The organism is Shinella sp. GW821-FHT11G07, assembly GCF_058808115.1.
This window is the reverse complement of record NZ_JBXARJ010000003.1, coordinates 360,527-384,379: the sequence shown is the minus strand read 5'-3', so window position 1 is coordinate 384,379 and position 23,853 is coordinate 360,527. Positions and strand designations below refer to the sequence as shown.

The 23,853-nt window shown below is 64.3% G+C and carries 23 protein-coding genes; 15 read left to right on the top strand and 8 right to left on the bottom strand.

The window, feature by feature from the left end; genetic code table 11:
* Positions 1-78 precede the first annotated feature (78 nt).
* The 6 genes from AC1RT2_RS08335 to lpxK all read left to right on the top strand — a co-directional run bounded on the left by AC1RT2_RS08335 (position 79) and on the right by lpxK (position 5,856).
* A complete protein-coding gene (locus AC1RT2_RS08335) occupies positions 79-1,425 on the top strand; it encodes a TldD/PmbA family protein (RefSeq protein WP_493101021.1) in 1,347 nt (448 codons plus the stop codon).
* A 4-nt stretch (positions 1,426-1,429) separates the two neighbouring features.
* A complete protein-coding gene (locus tag AC1RT2_RS08330) occupies positions 1,430-2,236 on the top strand; it encodes a 3'(2'),5'-bisphosphate nucleotidase CysQ (RefSeq protein ID WP_493101019.1) in 807 nt (268 codons plus the stop codon).
* A 60-nt stretch (positions 2,237-2,296) separates the two neighbouring features.
* Positions 2,297-2,533, top strand: coding sequence for a DUF4170 domain-containing protein (locus AC1RT2_RS08325; RefSeq protein WP_069059675.1), 237 nt, complete (start codon positions 2,297-2,299; stop codon positions 2,531-2,533).
* Positions 2,534-2,639: 106 nt separating this feature from the next.
* Positions 2,640-3,956 (top strand): lipid IV(A) 3-deoxy-D-manno-octulosonic acid transferase, encoded by a 1,317-nt coding sequence (waaA, locus tag AC1RT2_RS08320; RefSeq protein ID WP_069059674.1) that lies wholly within the window; start codon positions 2,640-2,642, stop codon positions 3,954-3,956.
* An 11-nt stretch (positions 3,957-3,967) separates the two neighbouring features.
* Positions 3,968-4,702, top strand: a complete 735-nt coding sequence (locus AC1RT2_RS08315; RefSeq protein ID WP_069059673.1) for an HAD family hydrolase — start codon at positions 3,968-3,970, stop codon at positions 4,700-4,702.
* A gap of 107 nt (positions 4,703-4,809) precedes the next feature.
* A complete protein-coding gene (gene lpxK / locus AC1RT2_RS08310; RefSeq protein ID WP_493101016.1) occupies positions 4,810-5,856 on the top strand; it encodes a tetraacyldisaccharide 4'-kinase in 1,047 nt (348 codons plus the stop codon).
* On the opposite strand, the gene AC1RT2_RS08305 is transcribed toward lpxK, so the two are convergent.
* Both AC1RT2_RS08305 and mutL read right to left on the bottom strand, forming a co-directional pair.
* Positions 5,853-6,086 (bottom strand): DUF2093 domain-containing protein, encoded by a 234-nt coding sequence (locus tag AC1RT2_RS08305; protein WP_493101014.1) that lies wholly within the window; start codon positions 6,084-6,086, stop codon positions 5,853-5,855. The genes lpxK and AC1RT2_RS08305 overlap by 4 nt on opposite strands.
* Positions 6,087-6,165: 79 nt before the next feature.
* Positions 6,166-7,965, bottom strand: a complete 1,800-nt coding sequence (gene mutL / locus AC1RT2_RS08300) for a DNA mismatch repair endonuclease MutL (RefSeq protein WP_493101012.1) — start codon at positions 7,963-7,965, stop codon at positions 6,166-6,168.
* Positions 7,966-8,228: 263 nt separating this feature from the next.
* Between mutL and AC1RT2_RS08295 the strand changes: the two genes are divergently transcribed.
* The 3 genes from AC1RT2_RS08295 to AC1RT2_RS08285 all read left to right on the top strand — a co-directional run bounded on the left by AC1RT2_RS08295 (position 8,229) and on the right by AC1RT2_RS08285 (position 11,917).
* On the top strand, positions 8,229-9,968 hold the full coding sequence (locus AC1RT2_RS08295; RefSeq protein WP_493101010.1) for a response regulator: 1,740 nt from the start codon (positions 8,229-8,231) through the stop codon (positions 9,966-9,968).
* A 140-nt stretch (positions 9,969-10,108) separates the two neighbouring features.
* Positions 10,109-11,467, top strand: a complete 1,359-nt coding sequence (locus AC1RT2_RS08290; protein WP_493101008.1) for a putative bifunctional diguanylate cyclase/phosphodiesterase — start codon at positions 10,109-10,111, stop codon at positions 11,465-11,467.
* Positions 11,468-11,581: 114 nt separating this feature from the next.
* On the top strand, positions 11,582-11,917 hold the full coding sequence (locus AC1RT2_RS08285; RefSeq protein ID WP_069059667.1) for a PilZ domain-containing protein: 336 nt from the start codon (positions 11,582-11,584) through the stop codon (positions 11,915-11,917).
* Between the two features lie 3 nt (positions 11,918-11,920).
* Here AC1RT2_RS08285 and AC1RT2_RS08280 read toward each other — a convergent pair whose 3' ends face one another.
* Complete coding sequence (locus tag AC1RT2_RS08280) at positions 11,921-12,847, bottom strand: LysR substrate-binding domain-containing protein (protein ID WP_493101006.1); 927 nt, start codon at positions 12,845-12,847, stop codon at positions 11,921-11,923.
* 88 nt (positions 12,848-12,935) lie between these two features.
* Between AC1RT2_RS08280 and AC1RT2_RS08275 the strand changes: the two genes are divergently transcribed.
* Positions 12,936-14,477: a trimethylamine methyltransferase family protein gene (locus AC1RT2_RS08275; protein WP_493101004.1), complete on the top strand. Its 1,542-nt coding sequence runs from the start codon at positions 12,936-12,938 to the stop codon at positions 14,475-14,477.
* Between the two features lie 79 nt (positions 14,478-14,556).
* On the opposite strand, the gene AC1RT2_RS08270 is transcribed toward AC1RT2_RS08275, so the two are convergent.
* The 5 genes from AC1RT2_RS08270 to AC1RT2_RS08250 all read right to left on the bottom strand — a co-directional run bounded on the left by AC1RT2_RS08270 (position 14,557) and on the right by AC1RT2_RS08250 (position 18,645).
* On the bottom strand, positions 14,557-15,234 hold the full coding sequence (locus tag AC1RT2_RS08270) for a PRC-barrel domain-containing protein (protein ID WP_069059664.1): 678 nt from the start codon (positions 15,232-15,234) through the stop codon (positions 14,557-14,559).
* 187 nt (positions 15,235-15,421) lie between these two features.
* Complete coding sequence (locus AC1RT2_RS08265) at positions 15,422-16,306, bottom strand: SMP-30/gluconolactonase/LRE family protein (protein WP_493101002.1); 885 nt, start codon at positions 16,304-16,306, stop codon at positions 15,422-15,424.
* Positions 16,303-16,941, bottom strand: a complete 639-nt coding sequence (locus AC1RT2_RS08260) for a 2-dehydro-3-deoxy-6-phosphogalactonate aldolase (RefSeq protein WP_493101000.1) — start codon at positions 16,939-16,941, stop codon at positions 16,303-16,305. The genes AC1RT2_RS08265 and AC1RT2_RS08260 overlap by 4 nt, the downstream gene beginning before the upstream one ends.
* 13 nt (positions 16,942-16,954) lie before the next feature.
* Positions 16,955-17,884 carry a 2-dehydro-3-deoxygalactonokinase gene (locus AC1RT2_RS08255; protein ID WP_493100998.1) on the bottom strand — a complete coding sequence of 310 codons (930 nt, stop codon included), beginning with the start codon at positions 17,882-17,884 and terminating at the stop codon, positions 16,955-16,957.
* The gene (locus AC1RT2_RS08250) at positions 17,884-18,645 is read right to left on the bottom strand and encodes an SDR family NAD(P)-dependent oxidoreductase (RefSeq protein WP_493100996.1); all 762 of its coding nucleotides are present in this window, start codon (positions 18,643-18,645) and stop codon (positions 17,884-17,886) included. Before AC1RT2_RS08250 ends, AC1RT2_RS08255 begins: the two co-directional genes overlap by 1 nt.
* Positions 18,646-18,749: 104 nt before the next feature.
* Here AC1RT2_RS08250 and AC1RT2_RS08245 point away from each other — a divergent pair, with 104 nt between their 5' ends.
* From AC1RT2_RS08245 to AC1RT2_RS08225, 5 genes are all read left to right on the top strand, one after another.
* Positions 18,750-19,538, top strand: a complete 789-nt coding sequence (locus AC1RT2_RS08245; RefSeq protein WP_493100994.1) for an IclR family transcriptional regulator — start codon at positions 18,750-18,752, stop codon at positions 19,536-19,538.
* Positions 19,539-19,804: 266 nt separating this feature from the next.
* On the top strand, positions 19,805-20,542 hold the full coding sequence (locus tag AC1RT2_RS08240) for a helix-turn-helix transcriptional regulator (protein WP_069059658.1): 738 nt from the start codon (positions 19,805-19,807) through the stop codon (positions 20,540-20,542).
* Positions 20,543-20,626: 84 nt separating this feature from the next.
* Positions 20,627-21,370 (top strand): helix-turn-helix transcriptional regulator, encoded by a 744-nt coding sequence (locus tag AC1RT2_RS08235; protein ID WP_069059657.1) that lies wholly within the window; start codon positions 20,627-20,629, stop codon positions 21,368-21,370.
* Between the two features lie 152 nt (positions 21,371-21,522).
* The gene (gene apbC, locus AC1RT2_RS08230) at positions 21,523-22,722 is read left to right on the top strand and encodes an iron-sulfur cluster carrier protein ApbC (RefSeq protein WP_069059656.1); all 1,200 of its coding nucleotides are present in this window, start codon (positions 21,523-21,525) and stop codon (positions 22,720-22,722) included.
* Between the two features lie 139 nt (positions 22,723-22,861).
* On the top strand, positions 22,862-23,845 hold the full coding sequence (locus AC1RT2_RS08225) for a magnesium transporter CorA family protein (protein WP_069059655.1): 984 nt from the start codon (positions 22,862-22,864) through the stop codon (positions 23,843-23,845).
* Positions 23,846-23,853 lie beyond the last annotated feature (8 nt).

Below are 23,853 nucleotides of genomic sequence, written 5' to 3'. Positions count from 1 at the left end.
GCAAGGCAAAAAAGGGACGGCTGCCCTTGATGCCTGTGCTACTGCACAATAAATGGGGCAGCAAAGAAAGGCCAAGTCATGTCAGAGACGATCGATTCCGCAAGCCTTCTCGCGCGCGCCGGCGAACTTATCGACCGCGCCATCCAGGCGGGAGCGGATGCGGCCGATGCTGTCGTCGTTCGCGGCCGCTCCAGTTCCGTCAGCGTGCGCCTCGGCAAGGTCGAAGGCACCGAGGCCTCCGAAGGCGATGACTTCTCGCTGCGGGTCTTCGTCGGCAAGCGCGTCGCCAGCGTCTCGGCCAATCCCGGCTTCGACCTGAAGGTGCTCGCCGAGCGTGCCGTCGCCATGGCGAAGGCCTCGCCGGAAGATCCCTATGCGACGCTCGCCGACGAGGCCGACCTCGCACGCGACTGGCCGGATCTCGAACTCTACGACCCGACGGAAGTCTCCGCCGAGCAGCTGACCGAGGCAGCGCTTGCCGCCGAAGCTGCGGCCCTTGCCGTCTCCGGCATCACCAATTCCGGCGGCGGCGGCGCGTCCGCCGGCATGGGCGGCCTCGTGCTCGCCACCTCGCATGGCTTTTCCGGCGCCTACAGCGCCAGCCGCTTCGGCCGCTCCGTCAGCGTCATCGCCGGCGAAGGCACCAAGATGGAGCGCGACTACGATTTCGATTCGAGCCTCTATTTCGCCGATCTGCGCGATGCCGAAGACATCGGCCGCGAGGCCGCGGCGCGTGCCGTGCGCCGGCTGAACCCGCGCCAGGTGCCGACGGCGAAGAATGTCACGGTCGTCTTCGATCCCCGTGTGGCACGCGGCATCGCCGGCCACATTGCCGGCGCGATCAACGGTGCCTCCGTCGCGCGCAAGACGAGCTTTCTGCGCGACCGCATGGGCAAGCAGGTCCTGAAGGCCGGCCTTACCGTTACCGATGATCCGCTCATCGTGCGCGGCTCGGCCTCCCGCCCGTTCGATGGCGAGGGCATCTCCGGCGAGCGCCTTGCGATGATCGAGGACGGCGTGTTGCAGCACTGGTTCCTCTCCACATCCACCGCCAACGAACTCGGCCTCAAGACCAACGGCCGCGGCGCGCGCGGCGGCACCTCGGTCAACCCGGCCTCCACCAACCTTGCGCTGGAACCGGGCGATATCTTGCCGGAAGACCTGATCCGCTCCGTCGGCAACGGCTTTTACATCACCGAGCTGATCGGCCAGGGCGTCAACATGGTGACGGGCGAATACAGCCGCGGCGCCTCCGGCTACTGGATCGAGAACGGCGAGCTGACGTTTGCCGTCTCGGAAGTCACCATCGCGTCCAACCTCGTCGACATGTTCATGCGCATCACGCCGGCGAACGACATCGATCGCTCGTTCGGCGTTGCCGCGCCGACGCTTGCCATCGAAGGCATGACGCTTGCCGGGACATGAGGCCATGACAAGCCCCGCCAACGACTGGAATGCCGACCTCGCGCTTCTCACCGCCGCAGCGCGGCTTGCCGGTGCGCGGGCGCTGGAATTCTTCCGCAAGGGACCGGAGGTCTGGTGGAAGAACGGCGGCCATTCGCCGGTGAGTGCCGCCGACTTCGCGGCAAACGACATCCTCAAGAAGGAACTGCTCTCCGCCCGGCCGAACTACGGCTGGCTCTCGGAAGAGACCGACGATGATGCCGGACGGCTTGATTGCGAGACTGTGTTCGTCATCGATCCGATCGACGGCACGCGCGCCTTCATTGCCGGCAAGGACATCTGGTGCGTCAGCGCAGCCGTCGTGCACAAGGGCAGACCCGTTGCCGGCGTGCTCTTCGCACCGTCGCTCGATGAACTGTTCATCGCGGCCGCCGATGGCGTGGCGCTGAAAAACGGCCAGCCGATCAAGGTGACCGAGCCCGATGCCGGCCGCCCGACGCGCATGGCCGTGCCGGAAGACATGCTGCGCGACATCGACAAGCGCGTGGTTGGCGGCGTGCACCGCATCTCGCATGTGCCCTCGCTTGCCTACCGGCTTGCCATGGTGGCGGACGGGCGCATCGATGCGACGCTGGTCAAGCGCAATGCCCATGACTGGGATCTCGCGGCCGCCGATCTCATCCTGGCGCGGGCCGGCGGATCGCTCGTGACGCTTGATGGCGAGCCGCTGTCCTACAACCGCCCGAACGTCACCCACGAGACGCTCGCTGCTGCCGGTTTATCCCGGCTTTCCGGCCTTGTGGATGCCTCCCGTCCCTTTGCCGGCCATTGACCTTTGGTGCGGAATACCGCAAACCGTGTGCCAAAATCCGACAAGAAAAAGAGAGAAGTCATGACCGAAACCACCGAATCGAAACAGCTCCTCCATCTGGTGTTCGGCGGCGAACTGACCACGCTGACGGACCTTCAGTTCCGCGATCTCAACAATCTCGATATCGTCGGAATCTTCCCCGATTATGCGAGCGCGCTCACCGCCTGGAAGTCGAAGGCCCAGCAGACCGTGGACAACGCGCATATGCGCTATTTCATCGTGCACATGCACCGGCTTCTGGACCCGCAGAACGGCTGAGACGCGTTCCCTGACACCGCTCCCGCGCGGCTTTCGCCGCGCCGGACAAAATCGGACCTTCCATGACCCTCACAAGCCCGAAAGCCGCAACCGGGGCGCCCTGCCGATGAGCAGGCGGCTCGCCCGTTTCGCGCTTTCGCTCTACCGCTGGGGTGGCGTCGCGCTCTACCCGATCGTCGGTCCGTATCTGGCGCTGCGAGTGGCCAAGGGCAAGGAAGAACGCTCCCGTCGCCGCGAGCGCTACGGCTTCGCCAGCGTCGATCGCCCGACGGGACCGCTCGTGTGGTTTCATGCCGCAAGCGTCGGCGAGACCAATGCGGTGCTGCCGCTCATCAAGGAAGTGCGCCGCCGCGGCATCGCCGTCCTGCTCACGACAGGCACCATCACCTCCGCCAAGGTCGTGCGCGACAGGCTCGGCACGGACGTCATCCACCAATATGTGCCGCTCGACCTGAAGCCGGCGATCAGCCGTTTCCTGGAATACTGGCACCCCGATCTCGCGATCATGGCGGAGTCGGAGATCTGGCCGATGACCATCCTGGAGCTCAGCAAGCGGCATATTCCGCAGGTTCTGGTGAACGGCCGTATCTCGGACCGGTCCTTCCCGCGCTGGAAGCGACGCATGTCGATCGCCGACGCGATCTTCGAGAATTTCGCCTTGGTCATTGCGCAGTCGGAGCTGGATGCCGAGCGCTTCCGCACGCTGGGTGCCCTGCCGGTCATGGTCTCCGGTAATCTCAAGGTCGATACGGATGGGCCGCCGGCCGATGCCGCCGTGCTGAAGGCCTATCTCGACCAGATCAAGGGCCGTCGCACCTGGGCGGCGATCTCGACCTTCGAAGGCGAGGAAGCCGCCGCCGGCAATGTGCACCGCGTGTTGAAGGAGCGCACGCCGGGCCTCCTCACCATCATCGTGCCGCGCCACCCCGAGCGCAGCGATGCCATCGCGGACATGCTGACGGCGCGCGGCCTGAATGTCGCCCGTCGCACATTGAACGACCCGCTGACGCCGGAGACCGATATCTTCCTCGGCGATACGATCGGCGAAATGGGGCTCTACCTGCGCATGACGGAAATCGCCTTCGTTGGCCGTTCGCTGTTTGCGGAAGGCGGACAGAACCCGCTGGAGCCGGCCATGCTCGGCTGCGCGATCCTGTCCGGCGGCAACGTGCAGAATTTCCGCGAGGCCTACCAGCAGCTCGCCCGTAACGGCAGCGCCAAGATGGTGCGCGACGTCGAGATGCTGGCCAAGGGCGTGCACTACCTCTTGAGCAACGACGAGATGCGCAAGCAGATGATCGAGGCCGGACAGGAGACCGTGCAGGAAATGCGCGGTGCCTTGCGCGCCACGGTCAAGGGGCTGGAACCCTATATCAATCCGCTCACCGTGAAGGCGCGGCTCCACCCGCGCCAGACCTCCTGAAAGGACGGGACATGACCAAGGCAGCGACGATTTCCGGCATCCTCTTCGACAAGGACGGAACGCTGCTCGACTATGCCCGGAGCTGGGTGCCGGTGAACTACGAACTCGCCCGCGTTGCCGCTCTCGGTGACGAGGATCTGGCGCGCAAGCTGCTCGTGGCCGGCGGCATGGACCCGGACACCGGCCATGTCATGCCCGATAGCCTGCTTGCCGCCGGCAACACGGTGGAAATCGCCGAGGGCTTCGTTGCGGCGGGAGCCCCCTTCACCGTGGAGGCGCTGACCATCCATTTCGACGGCCTCTTCGCCAATTCCGCGCAGCTTGCGGTCGCCGTCACCGATCTTGCGGACTTCTTTGCCACCATGCACGCCCGTGGTTACTGGCTGGGCGTTGCCTCCAGCGACAACGAAGCGTCGATCCGCGCGACGGCAAAGCGCTTCGGCTTCGAAAACTATCTCCACTACGTTGCCGGTTATGACAGTGGCTTCGGCATCAAGCCGGAAGCCGGCATGGTGCTCGGCTTCTGCGCCGCGACCGGCCTCGAGCCGCATCAAGTCGCCGTCGTCGGCGACAACAATCACGACATGCATATGGGCCGCAATGCCGGTGCCGGCCTCACCGTCGCCGTGCTGACCGGCACAGGCTCGCGGGAATCGCTGGCCGACGCCTCCGACTACTGCCTCAACGACATCACCGAACTCGTGCCGCTCTTCCCCGAAGCCGCTGCCGCACGTCCGGCAGCGTGAGACGCCGCAACCGTCTTGCCAGGCAAACCGTCTCTCATGGTTGATTTTCCGCGCCTTCTCGCGTTTCTTGACGCAACGACCGGGCAGAAGCGCTCGCTGGGGGCCGAATGGTAAGTGAAGCACCGCCTTTCTGGTGGACGAAGCCGGACTGGCGGGCCTATGCGCTCTGGCCGGTCTCGCGCCTCTATGGCCTGGTCGCCGGCCAGCGCATGCGCAAGAAGCGGCGCGGGGAAGTGCCGGTCCCGGTCATCTGCGTCGGTAACTTCACCGTCGGTGGTGCCGGCAAGACGCCGACGGCGATCGCCATCGCCCGCGCCGCCAAGGCGCGCGGCCTCAAGCCGGGCTTCCTCTCCCGCGGTTATGGCGGTTCGCTCGACGTGACCACCGTCGTCGATCCCCATCACCACTATGCCCGCGCCGTCGGGGACGAACCGCTGCTGCTCGCCCGGGAAGCTTTGACGGTCATCGCCCGCAAGCGGATCAAGGGGGCGAAAAAGCTGGTGGAGGAGGGCGCCGACCTCATCATCATGGATGACGGTTTCCAGAGCGCGCAACTGACCTTTGATTATGCGCTGCTGGTCATCGACACGCGCCGCGGCATCGGCAACGGCCACCTCGTGCCGAGCGGCCCGGTGCGTGCGCCGCTGGCCGAACAGATGCGCCAGGCGAGCGCGCTGCTGGCGATCGGCGATGGCAATGCGGCCGACCGATTGATCCGCCAGGCGGCGCGTGCCGGCAAGGCGGTCCATTCCGCTACGCTCGTCACCGTGGGTGCCGAAGATCTGGAGGGGCAGGTCGTCATGGCCTGGTCGGGCATCGCCGACAACGAAAAGTTCTTCCGCACCGTCAACGAGACCGGCGCGCATCTCTACGTGACCCGCAGCTTCCCCGACCATCATTATTTGAGCGACGACGAGGTGGCGGAAATCCTCGACCATGCCGAAGGGCTCAGCTACCAGCTTCTCACCACATCCAAGGACAGTGTGCGCCTTGCCGGCGGGCACGGCCGGTCGGAAGAGCTTAAGGAGAAGAGCCGGGTAATCGAGGTGGAAATCCGCTTCGACGACCCGAAGGGGCCGGACGCGATCATCGACGCGGCGATCGCGAATGCAAGGCGGCGGAAACTGAAGGCGTCGGGTGCAGGTAAGGCCTAGCGCTTCTGGTTGGGCAGTGCGCCGGCGCGTTTTTCGGCGTCCAGCGAGGCGGCGCAACTGGCATAGGCTTCCTGGCGCGCGACGCTCCAGTAGCGCAGCTCGTCGACCGGGATCATTTCGCCGGTCATCGCGCAAGTGACGTGCGAGCCGGGCATCAGGATCTGGAAATCACCGTCGAGATAGCGGATCTTCGCTTCGCGGCTACCGCGTCCTTCAAGACGGTTCATCATCGATCTCAATATCCGTGTCATCTGGTCGTCATGCTGCCATATCGCGGCAAGGGTGAAATTTCCAGCGTTTTCGCTGTTGTCAGCTGCGTCCGAACAGCCGTTCGATGTCCGAAAGCTTCAGTTCGATATAGGTCGGCCGCCCGTGGTTGCACTGGCCGGAGCCGGGGGTGGCCTCCATCTGGCGCAGCAGCGCGTTCATTTCCTCCGGCCGCATGCGCCGGCCGGACCGCACCGAGCCATGGCAGGCCATGGTCGCCGCCAGATATTCCAGCTTGTTCCTGAGCCCGCTTGCCGTGTCCCATTCGGCGAGTTCATCGGCAAGCTGACGGATGAGGCCGGCCGCGTCCATCTCACCGAGCATGGCCGGCGTCTCGCGCACGGCGACCGCGCCGGGGCCGAAGCGTTCGATGCCGAGGCCGAGCTTTGCGAACTCATCGGCATGGGCGACGAGCCTGTCGCAATCGTCTTCCGGCAGGTCGACGATTTCGGGAATGAGCAGGGCCTGCGCCGGCACGGCGCGGGAATTGAGTGCATTGCGCATCGATTCGAAAACCAGGCGTTCATGCGCCGCGTGCTGGTCGACGATCACCAGCCCGTCCTCGGTCTGCGCGACGATGTAGTTTTCGTGCAGTTGCGCGCGGGCGGCGCCGAGCGGATGGCGTTGCGGCGGCTCCTCTTCGCGCATGGCGGACGGCGTGAACATTGGCTCGCTGCGCGCCGACGGCGTTGTGAATTCCGCAAAACCCGCCTGCCGCTCGCGAAGCGGAATTGGCGAGCCTGCAGCCTCGAAAGGGCGATAGGGCGAGGCAGACGGCGTCCAGGGCGCCGAAGGCTGCGGTGTTTCGGGCCGGAAGGCACGCATCAGGCCGCTTGCACCGGTCGTTGCTGCCCGGTCGCCCTCGCGGGCGAGCGCCTCGCGGATCGCGCCGATGATCAGGCCGCGCACCAGGCCCGGATCGCGGAAGCGCACGTCGGATTTCGCCGGATGCACGTTGACGTCGACCAGCGCCGGATCGATGTCGATCGCCAGCACCGCGACAGGATAACGCCCGTGCGGGATGGTCTCGGCGTAGGCCGCCCGCAGCGCCGACCAGACCAGTTTGTCCTGCACCGGCCGACCGTTGACGAAGGCGAACTGGTTGAGGCTGTTGCCGCGGTTGAAGGTCGGTACGCCGGCAAAGCCGGTGAGCCGAACGCCTTCGCGGCTCGCATCGATCTCGATGGCATTGTCGCGGAAATCCCGGCCGAGCACCTGGGCGATGCGGGCGAGCCGGTCCGTACCGGTCGCCGGAAACTCCAGCGTCGTGCGGTCGGAACCTGACAGCACGAAACGCACATGCGGGAAGGCGATCGCCATGCGGCGCACCACGTCGGAAATCGCCGACGCCTCCGCCTTCTCGCTCTTCAGGAATTTCAGCCGCGCCGGTGTTGCGAAGAACAGGTCGCGCACCTCGACGACAGTGCCACGGTTGGCGGCGGCGGGGCGAACCGGCACAACCTTGCCGCCCGTCACGCTGATCTCGGCCCCTTCGCCGGCGTCGGCCGTGCGGCTGAGCAGTGAGAGTTTTGCGACGGAACCGATCGAGGGCAGGGCCTCGCCACGGAAACCGAGCGTGCGGATGTCGGCGAGATCCTTGTCAAGCTTGGAGGTGCAGTGCCGGCGGATCGCCAGTTCCAGGTCTGCCGGCGCCATGCCGCTGCCATTGTCGGTGATACGCAGCAGCGTCTTGCCGCCGCCGGCGGTCGCGATCTCGATGCGCGTCGCGCCGGCATCCAGCGCGTTCTCGATTAGCTCCTTGGCGGCACTCGCCGGCCGTTCGATCACTTCGCCGGCGGCAATCTGGTTGATGAGGGTTTCGGAAAGCTGCCTGATGGTCATGGCGCTATTTTCGCGGATTCGGCGGGGTCATGCCAGTGGCAAGTTGCCTTATCCCGCGTCGTGCACACCAACGGCCTGAAATCGTTTAATCAGGCTTTAATAAAATGCTGCCAACGTGCCGGAGCGCTTGTATGAACACAAGCCGGCCGGTTCTCCGGTGGATTATTTCAGCGTCGCTGGCCGCTGTCATTCCCAAGTCCGAAGGTGCGACAAGCATCGATCAGCATGTTTCCGGGAATGCCAGACAGGCGAGGACTGCCACAATGAATGATGTAGCGTCGCCTGACGCGAACATCCGGCTGGGAATGTTTGAGGCCGCGTGCGATATCCTCGCCGCCGCCGTAATCGTCTACGACAAGAACGATTGCCTCGTCTTCGCCAGTCGCCAGGTCCTGCGCTATTTTCCGATTCCGCCCGACACGCTGAAGCCCGGCACCCGGCTGCGCGACGTGCTCGGCGCGATTTTCGACAGCGGCGTGCGCTACGGCATTCCGCCGGAGCAGCGCCACAAGGCCGTCAACCGCGAGGAATGGATCTCCACCCGCATCTCCGCCCACTGGCGTGAGCAGCATGACGCCGTCGAACGGCTTGGCCGCGACCGCTGGATCCATTTCCGCAAGCGCCGCCTGCCGAGCGGCTACAATGTCACGACGCTGGTCGACGTTTCCGAGCAGAAGAAGCAGGAAGAGCAGTGGCGCGTCGATCTCGAGCGCATCGCGCTGACCGAGGCCATCCTCGAGAGCCTGCCGTCGCCGGTGGTCATCAAGGACCGCAACCTCGCCTATATCGCCGCCAACAAGGCCTTCTGCACCATCTACGACACCAGCGCCGACAGCATCATCGGCCGTTCGATCTGGACGCTTGCCGACGCCGAGAGCGCCGAGCGTATCGAGAGCAGCGACCGCACCGTGCTGGAGACAGGCGAGCCCTACACGCTTGCTGAACATGTCATCCGCGCTGACGGGTCCGACCTCTACGCTATCACCCGCAAGTACCGCATCGGCGCGCCGGGGCACTACGCGCTGGTAACGCTCATGGAGGACGTGACGGCCTTCGTGACGGGCGAGCGGGCCGTGGCGGATACCGACGACGCCGTGCTGCGCGTCCCGGGCGGCTTCGTGGAGGCGCAGAACTGCTTCGATCCCGTGCGTGATGCGGAGCGCCGCCTGTTGCTCGACCAGCTCAATCCCGAGGAACTGCGGGTCGTCGCGGGCAAGCGCATCCTTGTCGTCACCCCCAATCCGCATATCGAGGACATCCTCGTTGCGGAGTTCAAGGCACGCGGCGGCGATTGCTGCGCTGTCAGCAGCGTGCGGGAATACGATGCCTTCCTTGCCCTTGCCGCCCGGCAGGGACTTGTGATCGATCTCGTCGTCATCGACGACAACATGGCAGGCCACGAAATCATCCAGGGGAACAGCCGCGGCATCGCCACGCGGCTGATCAGCCCGGGTGGCATCGGCCCGGATTTCATGCGCGCCCTCGTCGAGGAGCACGAGCTGTTGTCCGAAGACGGTTCGCCGCTCGGCGACATCCTCACGCCCGTCTCGTTTTCCGACGACTGGTACATCGCCACCGACATCTCGACCATGCTGCCGGCCGCCGTCGGCGACATCGAGGTTCTGGTCGCCGAAGACAACCAGATCAACCAGTTCGTTTTCTCGCAGATCCTCGAAGGCATGGGCATTTCGCACCGTATCGCCGAGAATGGCGAGGAGGCGGTCATGCTGTGGCGCAAGCACCAGCCGCGCCTCGTGCTGATGGATATTTCCATGCCCGTCATGAACGGCATCGATGCCGCGATGGAAATACGCGAGGCGGAGAAGCAGACCGGCACCCGCACGCCGATCGTCGCCGTCACCGCCCAGGCGCTCAATGTCGACATGCAGAATTGCATGGATGCGGGCATGGACGACTACATCACCAAGCCGGTGAGCCCCGACATGATCGAGGCCATCTATCGGCGCTATGCCGCCGCCAAGCCGGAGAAAATAGTCGCGTAAGTTGAAAAGGGTCGGTCAACTCCCCAGAAATGGGGAGGCGCGTGGGGAGGACTGAGGATCGCTTGCTATGCATTTGTTAACGATCATGCCCCATCGTGGATCGGTCGGCGGAGATCGGGCGCAAGTACGGGAAATCATTGATGAAGTCTGCTGAACACGCGGCGCTGGATGTTTCCCAGACTGACCTCCATGCCATGGCATACACCGACCCGTTGACCGGGCTCGGTAACCTTTACCGGCTGCGCGACAAGGTGCGCCAGATCGCCAAGGAGCGCGAGGAGGACCCGGCTCCCTTCGCCATCGGCATGGCCAATCTCGACGGCTTCAAACCGATCAACGACCTTTTCGGCCCGCGCGCCGGCGACGAGATCCTCTGCCAGGTCGCCCACCGCTTGAAAGCCTGCATTCCGGACGGCGCGACCGTCACCCGCCACGGCGGCGACGAGTTCGCCTTCGTGCTGCCGCTGGTCTTCGAGCGCAAGGGCGCGGAAAAGATCGGCCAGATGCTGCGCGAGGTGCTGTCGGCGCCGTTCGATCTCGGTGATCGCAACGTGCGACTTTCCGCCTCCTTCGGGTTCGCCATCTACCCTTTCGCCGGTGAAGATTTCACCGAGCTTCTGAAGAGCGCCGATACCGCGCTCTACCGGTCGAAGCGCCGTGGCCGCGGTCAGATCACCGTCTATTCGCAGGAAATCGCCCAGGAGATGAAGCGCGCCACGCAACTCGAGCAGGCGCTGCGCAATGCCATCATCGCCAACGAGGTGGACGTGCATTTCCAGCCGATCGTCAGCCTGCGCGACGATACGGTCCTCGGCTTCGAGGCGCTCGCGCGCTGGTGCGATGCGGACCTTGGCTATGTCTCGCCCGCCGTCTTCGTGCCGCTTGCAGAAGAGCGCGGGTTTATCGACGCGCTGTCGGACACCTTGCTGCGCAAGGCTGCAGAAACCGCCTTGTCCTGGCCGAAGGAACTTTTCCTCTCGTTCAATCTCTCTTCCGCCCAGCTTATGGACCCGAAGACGGCGTTCAACACGCTGGCCATTCTCAACCGCGTCGGTCTCGATCCGCGCCGGCTGGAGCTTGAAATCACCGAAACGGCGATGATGACGGACGCGGACACCGCGCAGAAGATCGTCGGCGAGTTGCGTGGCGCCGGCGTGCGCATCTCGCTCGATGATTTCGGCACCGGCCAGTCGAGCCTCGGGCGCCTGCGCGATTTCACCTTCGACAAGGTGAAGATCGACCGCGCCTTCGTCTCGCGCATCTCCAACGACAAGGCGTCGGAACATATCATCAAGGCCATCGTCGCCATGTGCGAGGGCCTGGACCTTGCTGTGGTCGCGGAAGGCATCGAGGATTTCTCCGAGGCGCTGAAGCTCAAGGCGCTCGGCTGCGGCATGGGCCAGGGCTATTTCTACGGCAAGCCGGCGGATGCCGTCGCCACCATGCGTTTCCTCGCCGACCGCTATGTCAGTGTCGACGGCCGTACCGCGTCCGCCTGACGAATCGTCCCGGAATAAGCCGGTTCGCTAAAATTGTCTGTTTCGGTTTAGCCGGGCGGCAAACACTCTCCGTTATGGTCGGTTCCATAGAATAATTCGTGAGTGGAGCCACGGATGACCACCATCAAGGACATGCCCGTCAGGGCGACCGACCGTTCGAACGTGCGTATTTTCGCGACGGTCCACATCATGCATCAATCGACGCGCGGCCGCGTCGTCGACCTGTCGCCAAGCGGCATGGCGCTCGATCTGGAAAAGCCGGTACAGGCGATGCCCGGCCAGATGGTAACCATCGAGAGCGAGGAACTGGGCCGTCTCAGCGGCACGATCCGCTGGCTCAGCAATGGCCGCCTCGGCATCCAGTACAAGCTGTCGACCAATGCGCTGGCGCAGATTACATCCTACTTCCGCTTCTTCCACGAGGAAGTGCGGCCGGTCCTTCGCCGCTAGAGGTCAGAGTTCCTCGGCCAGGCCCACCCGACCTTCCTCGACGAGCCAGTCGCGCACGCGCCGTGCCGGGCCGTTGAGCTCGCGCGACCGCGGCCAGACAACGTAGAAGGCATCGTCCATGCGCAGCACATGGCCGCCGACGGTGACGAGTGCGCCGGAGCGCACCTGCCGCTCGATCAGGTGCTGCCAGCCGAGTGCCACACCTTCCCCCGCCAGCACCGCCTGGATCACCAGCACATAGTCATTGATGGAAAGTCGCCGCGCCTGTGCCGGATAGCGAAGGCCGGCGCTGGCAAACCATTCCGGCCAGTCGCAGGCCGAGCGCACCGGCTCCTCCAGATGGATGAGCGGCAGTTTCAACAATTCCGCCGGCGTTGCCGGATGCCCTCGGCTTTCCACGAAGGCCGGGCTGGCAACGGCGGTGATCACCTCCGGCGCCAGAAGAGCGGCATGATAGCGCGGCCATTTCGCCGGATCGCCGCCGCGAATGCCGAGCGGGATCGGTTCCTCGTCGAGATCGAGGTCGCGCACGCTGGTCTGGATGCGAAGGTCGACGTCCGGCAAGTCCGCCCGGAGCTTGGCAAGCCGCGGCAGCATCCACATCGAGGCGAAGGCAGTGGAGGCGGCGAGCGTCACATTCGCCTCGCGCCCCTTGGCGCGAATGTCCTCCGCCGATTTCTGGATGCGCGAGAGGCCGAGCGTCACGTCGACGTGGAAGCGCTCGCCCGCATCGGTCAGTTCCACCGCGCGGTGGACACGGTGGAACAGCGCCACGCCCAGTTGTTCCTCCAGATTGCGCACCGCATAGGAGACGGCGGCCTGAGTCATGCCGAGTTCGCTGGCGGCACGGGTAAAATTCTGGTGCCGTCCGGCGGCCTCGAAGATGATGAGGCTGGAGGCGGAGGGAAGCAGGCGGCGGAGCGTTTCCATAAACTCAGCTTATAGTGTCGAATAAATTTTTCCAGCGTTACAACTGGCCTTTTCACGCCTAGCCTCGCTCCAAATTATGGAGGAATGCATGGCCGAGGCAGCGACGATCGAGGCGCCGGTACGGCGCAGCAGGGGCACACGGCGGGACAACGCGGCAAAGCCGCTCGGCGTGCCCTATATCGTGCGCGGCATCCCGACCTATGACGTGCTCTCGGAAGAGAATCTGCAGAAGATCGAGCGGGTGGCGGACCGCATCCTTGCCGAAGTCGGTATCGAGTTTCGCGACGACCCGGCCACTCTCGACCACTGGAAGCGCGCGGGTGCGAAGGTCGATGGCGTGCTGGTCCGCTTCGAGCCGGGCATGCTGCGCGAAATCATCTCCTCCGCGCCGGCCGAGTTTACCCAGTATGCCCGCAATCCCGCAAACAATGTGCAGATCGGCGGCAACAAGGTGGTCTTTTCGCCCGCCTATGGTTCGCCCTTCGTCATGGACCTCGACAAGGGACGGCGCTACGGCACGCTGGAGGATTTTCGCAACTTCATCAAGCTCGCCCAGTCGAGCCCCTGGCTGCACCATTCCGGCGGCACGATCTGCGAGCCGGTCGATATCCCGGTGAACAAGCGCCATCTCGACATGGTCTACAGCCATATGAAATATTCCGATCGCCCCTTCATGGGTTCGATCACGGCGGAGGAACGCGCCGAGGATTCCATCGACATGGCGCGCATCCTGTTCGGTGCCGACTTCGTCGACCAAAACTGCGTCATCCTCGGCAATGTCAACGTCAACTCGCCGCTCGTCTGGGACGGCACCATGACGAAGTCGCTGCGCGCCTATGCCCGCGCCAACCAGGCCGCGGTCATCGTGCCTTTCATCCTCGGTGGCGCCATGGGTCCGGTCACCAATGCCGGCGCCATCGCGCAGTCCTTCGCCGAAACGCTTGCCGGTTGCGCGCTGACCCAGCTGGAGCGCAAGGGTGCGCCGGTCATCTTTGGCAACTTCCTGTCTTCCATGTCGCTGCGCTCCGGCTCGCCGACCTTCGGCACGCCGGAGCCGGCCATCGGCTCCATGGTCGTCGGCCAGCTCGCCCGCCGCCTCAAGCTGCCGCTACGCTGCGCCGGCAATTTTTCCAACTCCAAGCTGCCGGATGGGCAGGCGATGCAGGAAGGGCTGATGTCGATGCTGTCGGCCGTGCATTGCGGCGCGAATTTCATCCTGCATTCCGCCGGCTTCCTCGATGGCCTGCTCGCCATGTCTTACGAGAAGTTCGTGATGGATGCGGATCTCTGCGGCGCGCTGCATTCCTACCTTGCCGGCGTCGTCGTCGACGACAACACGCTCGCCATGGACGCCTTCCTGCAAGTCGGCCCCGGCAGCCATTTCCTCGGCTGCGACCACACAATGCGCAACTACCAGACGGCTTTCTGGGACTCGACGCTTTCCGACAACGAACCCTTCGAGAAATGGAGCGAAGAAGGCGGCTCGACCGACATGGCGACACGCGCCAATCGGCAGTGGAAGAAGACGCTCGCCGAATACGAGGCACCGCCGCTCGATGCCGCCATCGACGAGGCGCTTTGCGCCTACATGGATCGCAAGAAGGCCGCGATGGCCGACGCCTGGTACTGACGCTTTTCGGATTCCGAACAAAGAAAAACCCGATGGCGCAGGGACGCCATCGGGCTGGAGGTCAGAAGTACCCGCCGGTTTATTCGACCGGCTGGGTCGTGGCCGGAGCCGTGCCCGTATCGGTCGTTGACGAGGTGGTCGAAGTATCGACCGGCGTCGTGGCCTGGCGTTCGGCGACCTGCTGCGACTTGGTCTTGAATTCCGGCGCAGCCTGCAGGCTTTCGGCGGTTTCGGTCGTCGTCAGCTTGACGTCGTCCGAATCCGGGGTCTGCGTGATCGAGACCTTCTCGAACGGAACGGCGACCCACTTTTCACCGATGCCCAGGAAGCCACCGACACCGACGACAGCAGCGGTGATACCGCCGTCCTTTTCCATGATCAGGTCGGAGATCTTGCCGATGCTTTCATCGGCGCTGTTGTAGACCGCCTGACCGATATAGGTGTTGGCGCTGATCTGCTCGTCCGACTGGGCGGTCAGATAGTCACCACCGGCGGCCGGAGCCTGGGCGGTGTCTTCGCTCGGCGTCGTGGCCGGGGTCTGAGCCGTATCTTCGGTCGGCGTCGTGCTCGGGTTTGCGGCGGTGTCGCCGGGCGTCGTGCCCGTTGCGTCATCGCCCGGCATCACTGCCGGCTTGTCCATGGTCTGGGTTTCGCCGGCGGCCGGCTGGGTGGTGTCCTGCGCATAGGCTGCCGGAGCAAGGGCCGCGCCAAGGAAAATTGCACCAGCGGCAACGGAGGTAAGAAGTTTGTTGGTCATTGGAAACCTGCCTTTCGTCTCGTTGGTATCAAGGCGCGGCGGAGGTTTTGAAGTGCCCGTCCACACCGGTTGATGGACAAGGAACGGCGACACCCGGCTTTGGTTCCGATGAAAATTGCCTTCTTTTTCGTTGCCGCCATGCTTTTTTGACGTGGCTCCGGCGGGAAAATGCTTGCGGAAGACGTCCCTAGAGCCGGAATTTCGGCTCGAAACGACCCTTGACCGTTATGCCCAGCTCGAAGGTCTGGCCGGCATGCGGATCGGCAAGGTGCCCTTCCGCCTCCAGGTCCTGCCAGGCGGAGGTCACCAGCAGCCGGTCGGCCTTTTCGCCGATAAAGGCCGGGCAGCTCGCCTGCGAAGCCGGCACCAGGTAGCGCGCGATCTTCGTACCGTCCGGTCTGTAGACGTCGACGGCGTTCGAGCCCCAGCGGGCATTCCAGATGAGGCCATCGGCATCGCAGACCGCACCATCGACGCCACCCGGCGTGACGCTCTCGTCGCTGAGCACTTCCGGCGCGCCGGTGGGGAGGCCTGTCTTCGGGTCGAGCGCGACCCGCATCAGATGGTTTACATCGGTATCGGTGAAGTAGCCGGTGCTGCCATCCGGCGAAAAGCAGATGCCGTTCGGGATGGTGATGTTGGAATAGAGCACCGTCACCTGGTCGCCTGCGACGTGGTAGATCGCGCCGGAATGCTTTTCCGCCTTGCGACCCATCGTGCTCGCCCAGAGTGCGCCGGACGGGTGGACGCGGCCGTCGTTGGAGCGGTTCTGCGCCTTGTCTTCCAGTTTTACGAAGGGCGTCAGCCGGCCGTCGGCGACCTGGCGGATGAACAGGCCCTGGTCGGAGACGATCAACTGGCGCTCCGCATCGATGACGGCAAGCACGCTGCCGAGGAAAGGCAGGTCGTGTTGGGTTTTCGTCATGCTCGAAAGGTGTAGCTCATGCAGCTTCTTGCCGCGGATATCGAACCATAAGGCCTTGCCGGTCGCAGGATCATAGGTCGGACCCTCGCCGAGCTGGCAGGCGATGTCGCTCAGAACGCGACCGGTGAAGGAGTGCGTCTCGGTCATCGGCCCGCTCCATAGACGGCATCATAGGCTTCGAGGGTGGTTTTGGCGCGCGCACGCACTTCATCGGCAGCCATGCCCATCTTGTAGAGGCTGGAGCCCAGGCCGAAGCTGCGCAGGCCGATCGCGGCATAGTCGGCGAAGTTCTTCTCCGACACGCCGCCGACGGCTGCGATCTCCAGTTCCGCCGGCAGCACGGCGCGGATCGCCTGGATGCCGGTCGGGCCGAGCACGCTGGCCGGGAAGAATTTGAGGCCCGTCGCGCCAGCGCGGGCGGCGGCTAGCGCCTCGGTCGGGGTGAAGACGCCGGGCATCGTCACCATGCCCTTGGCGGCAGCGGTGGAGATGACGTCGGGCTCGACATTCGGGCTCACCATCAGCCGTCCGCCAACGTCGGCAAGGCGATTGACGTCTTCCACGGTCAGAACGGTGCCGGCGCCGATCAGGCAGCCATCCGGCGCCATCTTCACGGCGCTCTCGATGGACTTGAAGGGCTCCGGCGAATTCAGCGGGATTTCGATTGCTGTAAAGCCGCTTTCGATCAGCGCGCCGACGACACCTTCGGTTTCGCTCGGCTTCAGGCCGCGCAGGATGGCGATCAGCGGATATTTCATCGGGGGAAAGGGAATGCGGTTCATGGTGTTTGCTTTCTCAGAGGGACCAGAGCGCCTTGGCGCCTGCGGCTAGGCCGTTTCGCACGGCGGTATCGGCGTCGATGATAGAGGGGGAGAGCCCGGCGGCGGCCAGCGCCTCGCTGTAAAGGTCGCCAAGCCCGCCCGAGACGACCAGCGTCACAGGCGTGCCTTCCGCAACCAGCGAAAGCGCCCCGGCAATTTCCAGCCCGATCAGCGTGCCCGAGAGCCGCGCCTTGGCATCTTCGGGTGAAAGCCCTGCAATCAGCGATCCGGCCCGTACGGAAAACAGCTGGCTTGTCGCGAGCGCCGGATTGGCGACCATGCGCGCCACGGCGGCGCGGAAGGCGGCGGTCCCGCCGGAAATCGCACCGGCCTCGGCGATGGCATGGCTGAGGATCGTGTTCTTCGCGATGGCCTCGAACAGTTCGCCGGTCATGAAGGTGGAGAACCCCAGAACCTTGCCGCCGGACAGGCGAACCCATTTGCTGTGCGTGCCGGGCATGCAGACGAGGTGGTCGCCTTCGCCGAGCGCGCCGGCGGCACCGAGAAGCTGGGTTTCCTCTCCGCGCATGACATCGGCCGCGGCCGCATCGCGCTGGGCAAGGCCGGGCAGGATGCGGATATCCGCCGCGACACCGGGAATGCGCACGGCCGCGGCCGGGATGTCGGCAAGGGCTGCGGGCGTGTCGATATAGCCGGCCTCGATCCAGCCCTGCTTGGCGCCGGCCATGCCGCAGACCAGCACGGGCAGGCCGTCGGGCGCGGAAACTGCGCCAAGATGGCTTGCCAGCACCTCGGCAAAGCCGGTGCGCGCGGCGGTGGTCATGCCTTCGCCGCTGCGACGTTCGGTGATGACGCTGCCATCCTTGCCGATGAGCCAGAGGCGGAAGCTGGAGGTTCCCCAGTCGACCGCGACATAGGCGGGTTCGGGGGTGGGGTTGGTCATCAGAGCATGCCTCCATCGACGATGAGTGATTGGGCGGTGATGGCGGCGGACGCATCCGACGCCAGGAAGAGGGTAGGGCCGACCATGTCCTCGGCCAGCAGCGAGCGCTTCAGGCATTGGCGGTCGATGCCGTCGGCCTTGGCGTCGTCGTCGATCCACAGGCGCTTCTGTCGCTCCGTCAGCACCATGCCGGGCAGGATGGCGTTGACGCGGATCCTGTCCGGGCCGAGCTTGCCGGCAAGCGACTTGGTGAGGCCGATGATGCCGGCCTTGGCCGTCGCATAGCCGGGCAACTCGCCCATGTTGAGCAGGAAGGCGATGGAGGAGAAATTGACGATCGCGCCACCGCCGCCCTTGCGCATATGCGGCGCGACCGCCTGGGCGGCGAAGAAGTGGTGGCGGAGGTTCACCGCCTGGTTCTCGTCCCAATAGTCGGGTTCGACGGTTTCGAGATCGTGCCGGTCGTCGCGCGCCGCATTGTTGACGAGCACACGAATGCCGCCGAGCGCAGCCGCCGCTGTCTCGATGGCTATCCGCAACGCCGCGATGTTGCGCAGGTCCGTTCCTATGAAGAGTGGAAGATGTTCGACCTTGCCATCCAGTTCGGAAACCAGCGTGCGGCTCTCCGCCTCGGCAATATCGAGGAAGGCGACGCGGGCGCCTTCAGCCGCGAAACCCGCCACCAGCGCCGCACCGATGCCCGAGCCTCCGCCGGTGATGATCACGCCCTGTCCTGCGAGGTCCGGATAACGACCCGTCATCGCTGCTCTCCCGGTGTAAATTCCATTATTTGGAACTGAGTTTGATTATTCGGAATTATTCCGCTACTGTGCCGGAGTGTCAAGGGATCAACGGGGCTGCGACAATGACGACGGCAAACGAAACAGGTGCAGGCACCGGCACGCTCGGCAAGGCGATGGATGTGCTGGAGACGGTTGCGCTCGCCGACCGGCCGATGCGCTTCACCGACGTGCTTGCCGTCAGCGACCAGCCGCGCGGCACTCTGCATCGCCAGCTGTCCCATCTGGTGCAGGAAGGGCTTTTGGAGTTGCGCCCCGACCACGCCTACATGCCAGGCCTGCGCCTTCTCAAGCTCGCCTCGGCCAGCTGGGCGCGCAACGAATTCCGTGCCGTCGCCGCCCCGTTCCTCGATGCGCTGCATCGGGAAACCGGCGAGACCGTGCATCTCGGCGTGCTGCGCGGGCGGGAAATCATCTATCTCGACAAGGTGGAAAGCCGCCAGGCGGTGCGCATGAATTCGCAGGTCGGCAATGCCTCGCCCGCCTATTGCACGGGTGTCGGCAAGGCGGCGCTCTCCGTGCTCGATTCCGAGGCCTTGGAGGCGGTCCTGTCAGTGACCGAATTCCGCCGCTTCACGCCCCAGACGATCACCGGGCGAGCCCAACTCCTCGCCGAACTGGTGGAGATTCGCCAAAGCGGCATCGCCTTCGACCGGGAAGAACACGAACCTGGCATACGCTGTGTCGCCGCCCCGGTTTTCGATGCCGGACGGTCGCTTGTCGCGGGCGTTTCCGTGACGGGACCGGCCTATCGTGTTGGACAAACAGAGCTTGTCGACTGGGCGCCGCGTGTCCGCCACGCGGCCGGCGCCATCATGGCGGAGCTTGCCGCGCGGCTCGGTCCGCAACGATAAGTCGATAATGAGGTACGTAAGTGATCACGTGGTTGTCTTCTGGCACCATTTTACGGTAAATTAGAAAATCGCGCTGGACGTGGGAAAGGGGCATCAGTAGCTTCCGTCACGACCAGCTCTTGAGTTGCGTCGCTTTCCGCGGTCTTGAGACGCGGTTCATCGAACATACTTGCATTGGGATACGGGGGTTCCTGAGGCAAGCAGTGCATTGTGTCGGCAGGTTATTTTGCCGCACGGTCGCGTGCGTGCTGAAGGAAGATAGGGATATGGCGGATCGATTCCATACGACGTCTGCACAATTCCAGCATCGGTGGGGAACAACCCCGTCGGCCCTGGGGTCGGAGGAAGATGTTGCCGAGATGCTGAGCGGCATCGTCAAGCGTTTCGGCCTCCGCGGTTATCTGCTGATCAACATTCCGTCTGAAACCTCGACCGATTTCTCGTCCAACGTCCTTCTGACGTCCTGGCCGGATGAAATGCTTGAAACCTATGACGATGCCGGCCTGATCTTCGGCAGTCCCGTCATCGGGCGCCTGCGCCAGAGCACAAATCCCTTCACCTATGATGCGGACGGCACGAACCGCCGCCGGGCCGATGGCAAGGCGACGATCGCGGCGAGCCTGTTCGACCGGCACGGCCTGTCGCGCGGGGCCTATTTCCCGGCGCACAATTCGGCAGGTCTGCGCGGCGCGCTCGCCTTTGGCGGTACGCGCGAAGCGCTCAATCCGCGCGAGATGGCCGAACTCAACGCACTTGCCAACCACATCTTCACCGAGGTGGTGGATCTGCGTGCCGGCCGCCGACAGAACGTTTCGCTCTCGCGCCGCGAGACCGAGTGCCTGTCCTGGGCATCGGCCGGCAAGACGAGCGTTGAAATGTCTGAAATTCTCGGTCTGTCGGAATATACGGTCAATCATTACCTCAATCGGGCGACGCGCAAGCTCGATGCCGTCAACCGGGTCCAGGCGGTCGTCAAGGCGATTCGTGCCGGACTTTTGAACTGATGTATAAAAAAACCTTGCGACTTTCTGGAAAGCGTCCGTTGCCGCTCCAATTGCCCAGGGCGAAAAACAAAATTGCGGGGAAACATGACGGCTGACGAAACGAGCAGCACCGAAAACCAGCTACAGGACGAGGGCGTCGAGATCGCCGCCCTCGAAACGCAGTTCGATATCGTGCGCTATATGCGGCGCAAGTGCGAAGAATACGGGCTTAAATATTTCATCGTTTTCAACCTGCCGGGTTTCGAGGCCGAAAAGCTTTCGGCCTATTCCATCGTCAGCAACTGGCCGCAGGAAGTCCTTGCCAAATACGATGCCTTGCGCATGGTGCGGCAAAGTGCCGGGATCCGTAAGCTGCGGCTGACCACGGTGCCGTTTTCCTACGACATGCGGGAATGGATCGGCGAGTCGTCCGAACAGTCGGATTTCACCGAACTGCTCGACCTGATGAACAACCATGGCATGCTCGTCGGTCATTTCTTCCCGGTACACGACGCGCTCGGCAATCGCGGCGCCGTCGTCTGGGGTGGCGAAAATCCGTCGATCAGTCGTGACGACCGGCTGATGCTGCAGATGATTTCCGTGCACCTCTTCAACCGGCTCGCCGAGATCGGCGCCGCGTGGAAATCGGGACAGGTGGTCCTTACGGAGCGCGAGATCCAGTGCCTGAGCTGGACGGCGGCGGGCAAGACCAGCCTGGAGATTGCCGAAATCCTCGGCCTTTCCGAGCACACGGTGAACCACTACCTCAACCAGGTCACCCGCAAGCTGGAGGCGGTCAACCGCACCCAGGCCGTGGTCAAGGCGATCCGTCGCGGGCTGATCGCCTGAAGCGGTTTGCCGCCAGCCATGCTTGGGCTGAGGCAACCTGCCGCAAAGCCGAGGCCTTCCGTCGCCGGTAAATTCGTTTGGCGACGGCCTTTCCGTGCACTATCTACGGGAGAAGGCGGCGGCCAGACGCCGCGAAGGCTATCGAGGGTTTCATGACGGATGTAAGCAAGGAACAGGTGTTGGAACGGCTGCGCACGGTGCGCGGCCCGGACATGGACGGCAACATCGTCGATCTCGGTCTCGTCTCCGACGTCTTCATTTCCGACGGCAAGGCCTATTTCTCGATCACCGTGCCGGCCGAACGCGCCCGTGAGCTCGATCCGTTGCGGGCGGCCGCCGAGCGCGTCGTCAAGGAAATCCCCGGCATCAAGGCCGCCATGGTGGCGTTGACGGCGGACAAGCGCGCCGCCTCCGGCCCCGCTGCTGCGCGTTCGCCGGCACCACCGGCACCCGGTCGCGGCGAGCCTGCGCATTCCCACGCCGGCCATTCGCATGCAGGCCATGCCCATGCCGCCCCCGCGCAGCCGCAGCAGCGCACGAAATCCGGCATTCCGGGCGTCGATGCCATCATCGCGGTTGCCTCCGGAAAGGGCGGCGTCGGCAAGTCGACGACGTCGGTCAATCTGGCGCTGGCGCTGAAGGCGAATGGCCTGCGCGTCGGGATTCTCGACGCCGACATCTACGGCCCCTCCATGCCGCGGCTGCTGAAAATCACCGGCCGGCCGCAGCAGCTTGAAGGCCGCATGATCAAGCCGATGGAGAATTACGGCATCAAGGTCATGTCCATGGGCTTCCTCGTTGACGAGGAAGTGGCGATGATCTGGCGCGGCCCGATGATCCAGTCGGCGCTGATGCAGATGCTGCGCGAGGTCGCCTGGGGCGATCTCGACGTGCTCGTCGTCGACATGCCGCCGGGCACCGGCGATGCCCAGCTCACCATGGCCCAGCAGGTGCCGCTCGCCGGCGCCGTTATCGTCTCGACCCCGCAGGACCTGGCGCTCATCGATGCGCGCAAGGGCCTCAACATGTTCAGCAAGGTCGAGGTGCCGGTGCTCGGCATCGTCGAGAACATGAGCTACTTCATCGCGCCCGACACCGGTAACCGTTACGACATTTTCGGCCATGGCGGAGCGCGCAAGGAAGCCGAGCGCATCGGCGTGCCGTTCCTCGGCGAAGTGCCGCTCACCATGGACATCCGCGAGACCTCGGATGCCGGCACGCCCGTCGTCGTCTCCAATCCGGAGGGCGCGTCGGCCAAGAGCTACCGTGCGATTGCCACGCGGGTCTGGCAGGAGCTGGAAACCGTGCGGGGCAAGGGCACGCGGGGAGCACCGGCCATCGTCTTCGAATAGACGAACCTTTCGCGTCCCTGGGGCGTTTCGGGCGGGCGCTTGATTTTTATGTTGCACCGCGCAATATGCGCGGCCATCCGCTGAAGGATGGCGTTCAACCAGGAGTGTGAGCGATGGTCCGTTTCGGAGCCATTCGCCGGTGATCACGGTTTTCCGTCCCCATGGCGAGGCATGCGCCCTGCCCACAGCGACCGATTCTGCCGCCGCCGACGCACTCGACGGCGCCGTGTGGGTCGATCTGCTCGAGCCCACGCGAGACGAGGAGGCGCTCATCGAGCGTGTTCTTTCGATCGAAGTGCCGACACGCGACGAACTGAAGGACATCGAGCCGTCGAGCCGTCTCTATACGGAGGGCAATGCGGCCTATCTGACCGCTTCCCTGATGGTGAAGGCGGAAAGCGATCTGCCCCACCTGACGGACGTCGCCTTCATCCTGACGCCGAACAAGCTTCTGACGGTACGCTACGCCGAGCCGCGCTCGTTTTCGCTTTTCAAGAGCGCGATGCACCGTATTCCGGGTGGCTGTTCCTCGCCGACCGTGATGATCACGCGCCTCTTGGAAACCATCGCGGACCGCACGGCCGAAATCCTCGAAACCGCCGTGTCGCGTGCCGACAAACTGTCCCTGGAAGTGTTCGGCGACAAGCGTCACCTTTCGCGCCGCCCGCCGCGTTACCTTGAAGATCGCATTGTTCAGATCTCGGCGCTGCACCGCCTGCTTGCCAAGACGCGCGACAGCCTGATGTCGCTGTCCCGTGTGCTGACCTTCCTGCACGGGCTTCCCGCCCTGCAATCCGACCGCGAGAGCCTGGAACGGTGTCGCACGGTGACGCGCGACGTGCAGTCGCTGTCCGAACACGCCAATTTCGTCGCCGGCAACATCACCTTCCTGCTCGATGCCTCGCTCGGCCTCATCAATCTCGAGCAGAACGCCATCATCAAGATCTTCTCGATCGCCTCCGTCGTGCTGCTTCCGCCGACGCTGATCGCCTCGACCTACGGCATGAACTTCGAGTTCATGCCGGAACTGCGCGTGGCCTCCGCCTATCCGCTGACGCTTGTCGCGATGGGGTTGTCGGCAATTCTCCCGTTCTTTTTCTTTCGCTGGAAAGGCTGGCTCTAGAGCCTGAT

Excerpts from the sequence above, each read along its gene's own strand:
- AC1RT2_RS08335 (WP_493101021.1), top strand. The coding sequence starts at position 79 with ATGTCAGAGACGATCGATTCCGCAAGCCTTCTCGCGCGCGCCGGCGAA.
- AC1RT2_RS08330 (WP_493101019.1), top strand. The coding sequence starts at position 1,430 with ATGACAAGCCCCGCCAACGACTGGAATGCCGACCTCGCGCTTCTCACC.
- AC1RT2_RS08325 (WP_069059675.1), top strand. The coding sequence starts at position 2,297 with ATGACCGAAACCACCGAATCGAAACAGCTCCTCCATCTGGTGTTCGGC.
- waaA (WP_069059674.1), top strand. The coding sequence starts at position 2,640 with ATGAGCAGGCGGCTCGCCCGTTTCGCGCTTTCGCTCTACCGCTGGGGT.
- AC1RT2_RS08315 (WP_069059673.1), top strand. The coding sequence starts at position 3,968 with ATGACCAAGGCAGCGACGATTTCCGGCATCCTCTTCGACAAGGACGGA.
- lpxK (WP_493101016.1), top strand. The coding sequence starts at position 4,810 with ATGGTAAGTGAAGCACCGCCTTTCTGGTGGACGAAGCCGGACTGGCGG.
- AC1RT2_RS08305 (WP_493101014.1), bottom strand. The coding sequence starts at position 6,086 with ATGATGAACCGTCTTGAAGGACGCGGTAGCCGCGAAGCGAAGATCCGC.
- mutL (WP_493101012.1), bottom strand. The coding sequence starts at position 7,965 with ATGACCATCAGGCAGCTTTCCGAAACCCTCATCAACCAGATTGCCGCC.
- AC1RT2_RS08295 (WP_493101010.1), top strand. The coding sequence starts at position 8,229 with ATGAATGATGTAGCGTCGCCTGACGCGAACATCCGGCTGGGAATGTTT.
- AC1RT2_RS08290 (WP_493101008.1), top strand. The coding sequence starts at position 10,109 with ATGAAGTCTGCTGAACACGCGGCGCTGGATGTTTCCCAGACTGACCTC.
- AC1RT2_RS08285 (WP_069059667.1), top strand. The coding sequence starts at position 11,582 with ATGACCACCATCAAGGACATGCCCGTCAGGGCGACCGACCGTTCGAAC.
- AC1RT2_RS08280 (WP_493101006.1), bottom strand. The coding sequence starts at position 12,847 with ATGGAAACGCTCCGCCGCCTGCTTCCCTCCGCCTCCAGCCTCATCATC.
- AC1RT2_RS08275 (WP_493101004.1), top strand. The coding sequence starts at position 12,936 with ATGGCCGAGGCAGCGACGATCGAGGCGCCGGTACGGCGCAGCAGGGGC.
- AC1RT2_RS08270 (WP_069059664.1), bottom strand. The coding sequence starts at position 15,234 with ATGACCAACAAACTTCTTACCTCCGTTGCCGCTGGTGCAATTTTCCTT.
- AC1RT2_RS08265 (WP_493101002.1), bottom strand. The coding sequence starts at position 16,306 with ATGACCGAGACGCACTCCTTCACCGGTCGCGTTCTGAGCGACATCGCC.
- AC1RT2_RS08260 (WP_493101000.1), bottom strand. The coding sequence starts at position 16,941 with ATGAACCGCATTCCCTTTCCCCCGATGAAATATCCGCTGATCGCCATC.
- AC1RT2_RS08255 (WP_493100998.1), bottom strand. The coding sequence starts at position 17,884 with ATGACCAACCCCACCCCCGAACCCGCCTATGTCGCGGTCGACTGGGGA.
- AC1RT2_RS08250 (WP_493100996.1), bottom strand. The coding sequence starts at position 18,645 with ATGACGGGTCGTTATCCGGACCTCGCAGGACAGGGCGTGATCATCACC.
- AC1RT2_RS08245 (WP_493100994.1), top strand. The coding sequence starts at position 18,750 with ATGACGACGGCAAACGAAACAGGTGCAGGCACCGGCACGCTCGGCAAG.
- AC1RT2_RS08240 (WP_069059658.1), top strand. The coding sequence starts at position 19,805 with ATGGCGGATCGATTCCATACGACGTCTGCACAATTCCAGCATCGGTGG.
- AC1RT2_RS08235 (WP_069059657.1), top strand. The coding sequence starts at position 20,627 with ATGACGGCTGACGAAACGAGCAGCACCGAAAACCAGCTACAGGACGAG.
- apbC (WP_069059656.1), top strand. The coding sequence starts at position 21,523 with ATGACGGATGTAAGCAAGGAACAGGTGTTGGAACGGCTGCGCACGGTG.